At 57.5% G+C, this 5,710-nt stretch carries 7 protein-coding genes; 5 read left to right on the forward strand and 2 right to left on the reverse strand.

Going from position 1 to position 5,710, the window contains the following annotated elements:
* Nucleotides 1-514: GTPase (locus KJ653_00005; protein MBU0684223.1), on the reverse strand; the 514-nt coding region annotated here is incomplete at its 3' end.
* Between the two features lie 473 nt (nucleotides 515-987).
* Between KJ653_00005 and KJ653_00010 the strand changes: the two genes are divergently transcribed.
* From KJ653_00010 to KJ653_00020, 3 genes are all read left to right on the forward strand, one after another.
* A complete protein-coding gene (locus KJ653_00010) occupies nucleotides 988-2,595 on the forward strand; it encodes an Ig-like domain-containing protein (protein ID MBU0684224.1) in 1,608 nt (535 codons plus the stop codon).
* Nucleotides 2,596-2,661: 66 nt separating this feature from the next.
* Entirely contained in the window at nucleotides 2,662-3,051 is a 390-nt protein-coding gene (locus tag KJ653_00015; GenBank protein MBU0684225.1) for a hypothetical protein, read from the forward strand.
* Nucleotides 3,052-3,263: 212 nt separating this feature from the next.
* Nucleotides 3,264-4,193, forward strand: a complete 930-nt coding sequence (locus tag KJ653_00020) for a hypothetical protein (GenBank protein MBU0684226.1) — start codon at nucleotides 3,264-3,266, stop codon at nucleotides 4,191-4,193.
* On the opposite strand, the gene KJ653_00025 is transcribed toward KJ653_00020, so the two are convergent.
* Complete coding sequence (locus tag KJ653_00025) at nucleotides 4,183-4,479, reverse strand: hypothetical protein (GenBank protein ID MBU0684227.1); 297 nt, start codon at nucleotides 4,477-4,479, stop codon at nucleotides 4,183-4,185. The two genes, KJ653_00020 and KJ653_00025, sit on opposite strands and share 11 nt — an antisense overlap.
* A 287-nt stretch (nucleotides 4,480-4,766) precedes the next feature.
* On the opposite strand from KJ653_00025, the gene KJ653_00030 reads away from it, so the two are divergent.
* On the forward strand, nucleotides 4,767-5,165 hold the full coding sequence (locus tag KJ653_00030) for a helix-turn-helix domain-containing protein (protein ID MBU0684228.1): 399 nt from the start codon (nucleotides 4,767-4,769) through the stop codon (nucleotides 5,163-5,165).
* A 24-nt stretch (nucleotides 5,166-5,189) separates the two neighbouring features.
* A partial coding sequence (locus KJ653_00035) for a hypothetical protein (protein MBU0684229.1) occupies nucleotides 5,190-5,710 on the forward strand: 521 nt, incomplete at its 3' end.

Below are 5,710 nucleotides of genomic sequence, written 5' to 3' on the forward strand. Positions count from 1 at the left end.
CGTATCTCTGGACCGCCTGCTTCTCGAGGTCCCCGTACGGCATTGGGTGCCTGATCGCGACCACGCGCCTCCCCTTGGCCCTCAGGATGTATGCGATGGCCCTCGTTGTCTGGCTCTTACCGGAACCAGTCCTGACGGCGCACACCGCGATGACGGGCACCTTTGACTTTAGGGCCGTCTGGTTCATGCCCATCAGCCGGAAGTCCGCGCCCACAGCGTTGACCAGGGACGCCTTGTTCATCACGTCCACGTGGCTCAGGTCCGAGTAGGCCAGCACGACCTGCTCCGCCCCGAACTTCTTGATGAGCTCGGGCAGGTCCTTCTCCGGATAGATGTCTATGCCCCGCGGATACAGCTTGCCTGCGAGTCTGGCTGGGTATTTCCTGCCCTCGATGTTCGGTATCTGCGTGGCGGTGAACGCCACTACCTCATAGTTGGCGTCGTCGCGGAAGTACACATTGAAGTTGTGGAAGTCCCTTCCGGCGGCACCCATTATTATGACTTTCGCTCGCATGCCCTCACTAACCGCCTCGTAACTGCTGCTATCATATATCCTTTGCTTCTCAACGAGCGAGCTGACTCCCAGTAAGAATCCGAGTCCTTGGCTCAGGGCCTGGATAGTCTGCGTGGCCGCTTGCGCTCGAGTTCGGACAGATGGTCCTTCGTCGTCCTTAGAGACCGCCTGTGATTGACCCTGCGGCTTGCACGACCCATCCGTGTACTTGATCCTGTCCCTGAGCGGTAGGTAGCGCTAGCTTCCTCTTATCCTTTGTAAAGCCACGATGCCTTATGCGTCACCGGTCAGGTGCGATTTCCGAAGGCAGGAACAGGTAAACTTTATTGCTACGGTCGACGTCATAACATCCAATGGAGCAAACGATGCGCCAGTATCGGTCCGACCTGCGAGCTCAACGCCCGATCATCGATCGGAACATGGGGCGACCTGCTCGCTCGTCAAGTCCGCGCACGCTTCGCGTCTTCTTGACCGTGCTCTTCATCATTGCCCTCCTAGGTGCAAGTTCGCTCGTCTTCCCCAAGGTCACTCGCGGGCAGACGAACACCTGGACATTCATGGTCTACATGGACGGTGACAACGACCTTGAACGCGTGGCGATATTGGACTTCCTCGAGATGGCAGCCGTGGGGTCGACCCCGAATGTGAACATCGTGGTAGAATTCGATAGGAGCCGCTTCTACGACACCTCCTATGGCAATTGGAACACAACCAAGCGGTTCCTTGTCACAAGCGGCATGACGCCCACGGCCGCCAATGCCAGCTCTGACATCGGTGAGGTCAACATGGGCAATGCCAGCACCCTTGTGGACTTCATAGACTGGGGGGTGACAGCCTATCCCGCGAACAACTACGCTCTCGTGCTGTGGGACCATGGCGGGGGCTGGTCCGGGGTTTGCTGGGACTACACTCCTCCCTATGACTGGCTCAACATGTCCGAGCTGCAATCTGCTCTCCGTTCTGCACAGGCCACGAACGGCGGGCTTGTGCTCGATATCCTTGGCTTCGACGCCTGCTCTATGGCCTCGATCGAGGTGGCATATCAGGTCATGCCCTACGCCCGGTACTTGGTCGGCTCCGAGATATACGTCCCCGACGACGGCTTTGAGTACACAGGTCCGCTATCTGCCTTGGCTGCGAATCCGGACATGCCGACCCTCGAGTTCGCCAACGAGATTCTTGACCACTATTCTAAGTACTACCTCTCGCTGACAGGGACTCCGAACTGGTACGAGCTGAACGAATCTTTCACGCTGTCCGTCGTGGATCTAGGGCTTATCGATGAGCTCGTCGTTTCGGTGGGCGCCCTGGCCACGGAGCTCCAAGACAACATAGGTCTCTGGATCAACCATGTCGCTCTCGCACGGAACCTCACGGAGGCCTACTCCGCCGCGGGGACCGACGACGGGATTGACATCTATCATTTCGCTGAGAACCTTCGGAACGTCATTCCCAACGCCACCATCGATGCTCTTGCCGAAGGAGTGATGGCTGCGATTGAGGCGTCCGTGCTCAATGAGACACACGGTACGAATCCTGACAACTGCCTCGTCCCGGTCAACCACACTCACGGCCTTACGATGTACTTCTATCCTCCAAATGGCACGAGAGACCCAACGTACCCCCTCCAGGAGATGAATTTCACGAACGACACCTCGTGGGACGAGTTGCTCGAGCTTTACGAGTCCGAGCTTGCCCTTGGCAATCCGACGGTCATGGACTTCTCTCCCCAAGCTTCCAGTGTGCCGTTGGACGCCGACATCGTCGTCACATTCAGCGAGCCCATGAACACCTCCTCTCTCGTCCCATCCTTCTCGATCGTGCCGTCTGTCGCGGGTACCTTCCAGGTTGACCCGTACAACGTGACCTTCTCGCCGGATGCCGGCGGGCTCCTGCCAGGAACGACATATACGGTGACCATCAGCATGAACGCCACTGACCTGCAGGGGCATAGCCTCAAGCAGGACTTCGTGTGGCAGTTCACGACCGCGGCAGAGATACCTGAGTTCCCTTCGGGCGTGCTGCCGACCATCATGATCCTCGCGCTCGTGCTGGCCATCAGTAGAAGGAAGCGGGACTGACGCTCCCACTCACTAGTGAGCATGGCCCTGCAAAGCTTTTCGTAAGGGGACAGCCATCCACTTTCAATGGCCTATCGGAAACCCTCTGACACCGAGATCGTGGAGGCCATCAAGGACGCCCTCCACAGGCACGGTGTCGTCAACTCCCAGAGGAAGATGACGGAGCTGGTTCTCAAGGAACTCCACAGGCACGACCCCGACTACTCGGTGAGCGGGTCGCGGGTCCGACGCTTGGCCATCCTCAACGACCTTGCGTCCTTGGACATCCACGGCAGGGATTCGACGACGAAGACGAGGGCGGGTGCGTGTCCGGTGTGCGGTGGCAAGACGGAGAAGATACGCAACCTCACGGTCTACGGGGGGACTGTCACGATGGGTTACAAGTGCAAGACCTGCGGTTACTGGACCGGGCTCAAGCACCGAGTGCCAACTCTTTACATCTTCTCGCCAAAATAGTATAAATCTGCATACCAATCCGGAGTTCCCCACCACTACAATGACGGTCATTGTCTTGCTTGCAGTTACTCTACCAGCTATCTTGATTCGCGGCAGACCGGCTGCGTCATTGCGCAGGAAATAAGGTCCCGCTGCCATATGCGCGGACCCCGCTCCGCGCAACATGTTTATCACCCACATACGCTCTTATGTTCACTCATAGGGGGAGCACGATGAAGCTCTGGGATTTCGGGCGGATGGAATCGGGCAAGATAACGATCAGCCGTAAGATTGGCGAGCCTCTCGGACTAGTGGACGGGAGCGAGGTCTTCAGCTCCATGTTCAAGTACGAGATCGACAGCAAGAGCAGCTTCGAGATCGTGCTGTCCCCGTTCGGTCCGGAGAACTACCGAGAGATCGCTTACGTGACGTTCCAGGTCCGTGACGAACCCGGCGCACTGGCACAGGCGGCCCAATTCCTGAAATCGCGGAACATAGACATCCTGAACTCCGAGACCGTCAGCTCAGTCCCGAACGTCGTGATGGTATGGGAGATGCTCGCGGACCTATCCTTCTTCGGTGACTCCGCCGCCCTGAAGAAGGAGTTCGACGACGCGAAAGCTCATAACGACTCGGGCCTTGCGATGGTGGATTGCCTCTGCGTGGAGGCGTCCGACCTCGCAACGCGCTACACGAAGGGCGCCGCCGTCGATAACCAGAAGATAAGGACGAAGGCCCTGAGGAAGACCGAGAAGAAGGCATCTATCATCAAGGATGGAGTGTTCGAGCTGCCGCAGGCGTACGTCAACTTCCTCGGCAAGAGCTCCGCTCCGATCATGCTCATAGGTGAGCCCGATGCGTGGATACTGTCGATAGCCTTCCTCAACGAAGATTCCAAGCTCCTGAAGCTGGGGATCGACCTTCCTGACAGGCCGGGCGCCATACACGAAGTGATGAAGGTGTTGGGCGACGAGAGCATCAATGTACTCGCAGGCTACACGAACGTGCTCGTCTACTATGAGCGCATGACATGCGAGCTCGTCATCGACATCAGACGTGCGTCAGCGAAGTCCAAGGGGGACCTCGCGGACATGCTCAAGACCAAGATATCCGCACTCGGGCCGTCGTTCGCGCTGGTCGAGATAGAATCCATCAAGCCTTAGGCTCGTCGTCGAGCTCAAACTTCGATGCCGTCTTAGGGCTGCAGATGTACTTCCCGTTATGCTGCGTGATGACGACAGCATCGTTCTCCTTCAGTCTGCCTGAGGTCCAGCAGACCATCTTGGGGCCGTCCTCGATCTCCACTAGGGCGAGGTTGTACGGGTCGGGGAGGCCCTCGGGGATAGTGTTGAGGTATGTGAAGGACAGGACCTTGCCTTTGTCCTCCCAGTCTGCCGGCTTCATCTGCTTGCCGCATTTGGGGCATCTCAGCTTCTTAGACACAGTCATGTAGCCGCACTTGCACTTGGACCCCTTCGTGTACTACACCTCCGCATCCTGAAGCCAGGACAGCCACTCGAACGCACTGATGATGGTAATAATGTTTGCGTGCGCTCTCCCTTTGGCGGTATCTGGTCGATGTCCAGTCATTTCGCGTCGAACGCAAAGGATTTAAACTGCAGCAGTCTATTCGCACATCACAGATTGGCAGACTCTCGTCCGCGTCGCGTATGATCCCCCCTATATGGTCGCTGATCCGACCATCCGCGCGATGACGATAACACGGAGGCCAAGGATTGGACCCTATTGAGGCATCTAGACTCATAATGGATACATACGCTGCGAAGATCCTGGTTGCGTGCTCCCGAAAACCGAAGCACGCGCTCGAGCTGAGCGCCAAGCTGAACATACCCATAGCCGCGTGCTACAGGAGGATTCATGTCCTGGAGAAAGCCGGGCTCCTAAGGCCGGTCGAACGCGCGCTGACGCAGCAGGGCAAGAGGATAGTACTCTACCTCTCCCAGCTGAAGAACGCTTACATATTCTTCGAAGGTGGGAAGCTCAGGGTCAGGTTCCAGATGGTCACGGGACAGATCCAGGACTTCGGGGGCGAGTGGAAGGAGATCAAGCTCATCGAGGAAGAAGAAGAGGAAGACGCGCTGGCCGGAGGGTTCCTCAGGCCCAAGGAACGGTAGTCGAAATCAAGGAGATGTGATGAAATGGCAGAGAAGAAGGACGCAGGAGTTGTAGGGACCGCGACATTTCCAAAGGAGATAGTCAGATTCCTGTCGAGTCCAGGAGGACACTCCCTCATACTGAGGGGTATGGCGGGCACGGGCAAGACCACGCTCGCTCTTCAGATAATCGAGGAACTCGCAGCCGTGCAGCAGAGCTACTACATGTCAACAAGGGTCTCGGACCAATCACTCTTCAACCAGTTCCCATGGCTGTTGGACAAGGTCAGGGAAGGAGAGATACTCAAGGCCAGGAAGAAGATCAGGAAGAAGGCGGACTCAGAGCAGCAGGTCGAGAAGATACTGCTCGGCCTGGCCCAGATCAAGGGCGAGCTCAAGAGCGAGAAGGTCAAATCCCCGAGGAAGGAGCTCATGAGGCTCCAAGGAATCATCGAGAGCGGCGGGGAGGAATCCATCGCCGAGCCCGGAGGAGAGGGCGAGTTGGTAGTCTCCGTCGGCGCGATGATGCCCGAGATAGAGATGGCCTACGATGTGGTGGACAAGGC

The organism is Candidatus Thermoplasmatota archaeon (assembly GCA_018814355.1).
GTDB lineage: Archaea > Thermoplasmatota > Thermoplasmata > UBA10834 > UBA10834 > COMBO-56-21.

Excerpts from the sequence above, each read along its gene's own strand:
- KJ653_00015 (MBU0684225.1), top strand. The coding sequence starts at position 2,662 with ATGGCCTATCGGAAACCCTCTGACACCGAGATCGTGGAGGCCATCAAG.
- KJ653_00020 (MBU0684226.1), top strand. The coding sequence starts at position 3,264 with ATGAAGCTCTGGGATTTCGGGCGGATGGAATCGGGCAAGATAACGATC.
- KJ653_00025 (MBU0684227.1), bottom strand. The coding sequence starts at position 4,479 with ATGACTGTGTCTAAGAAGCTGAGATGCCCCAAATGCGGCAAGCAGATG.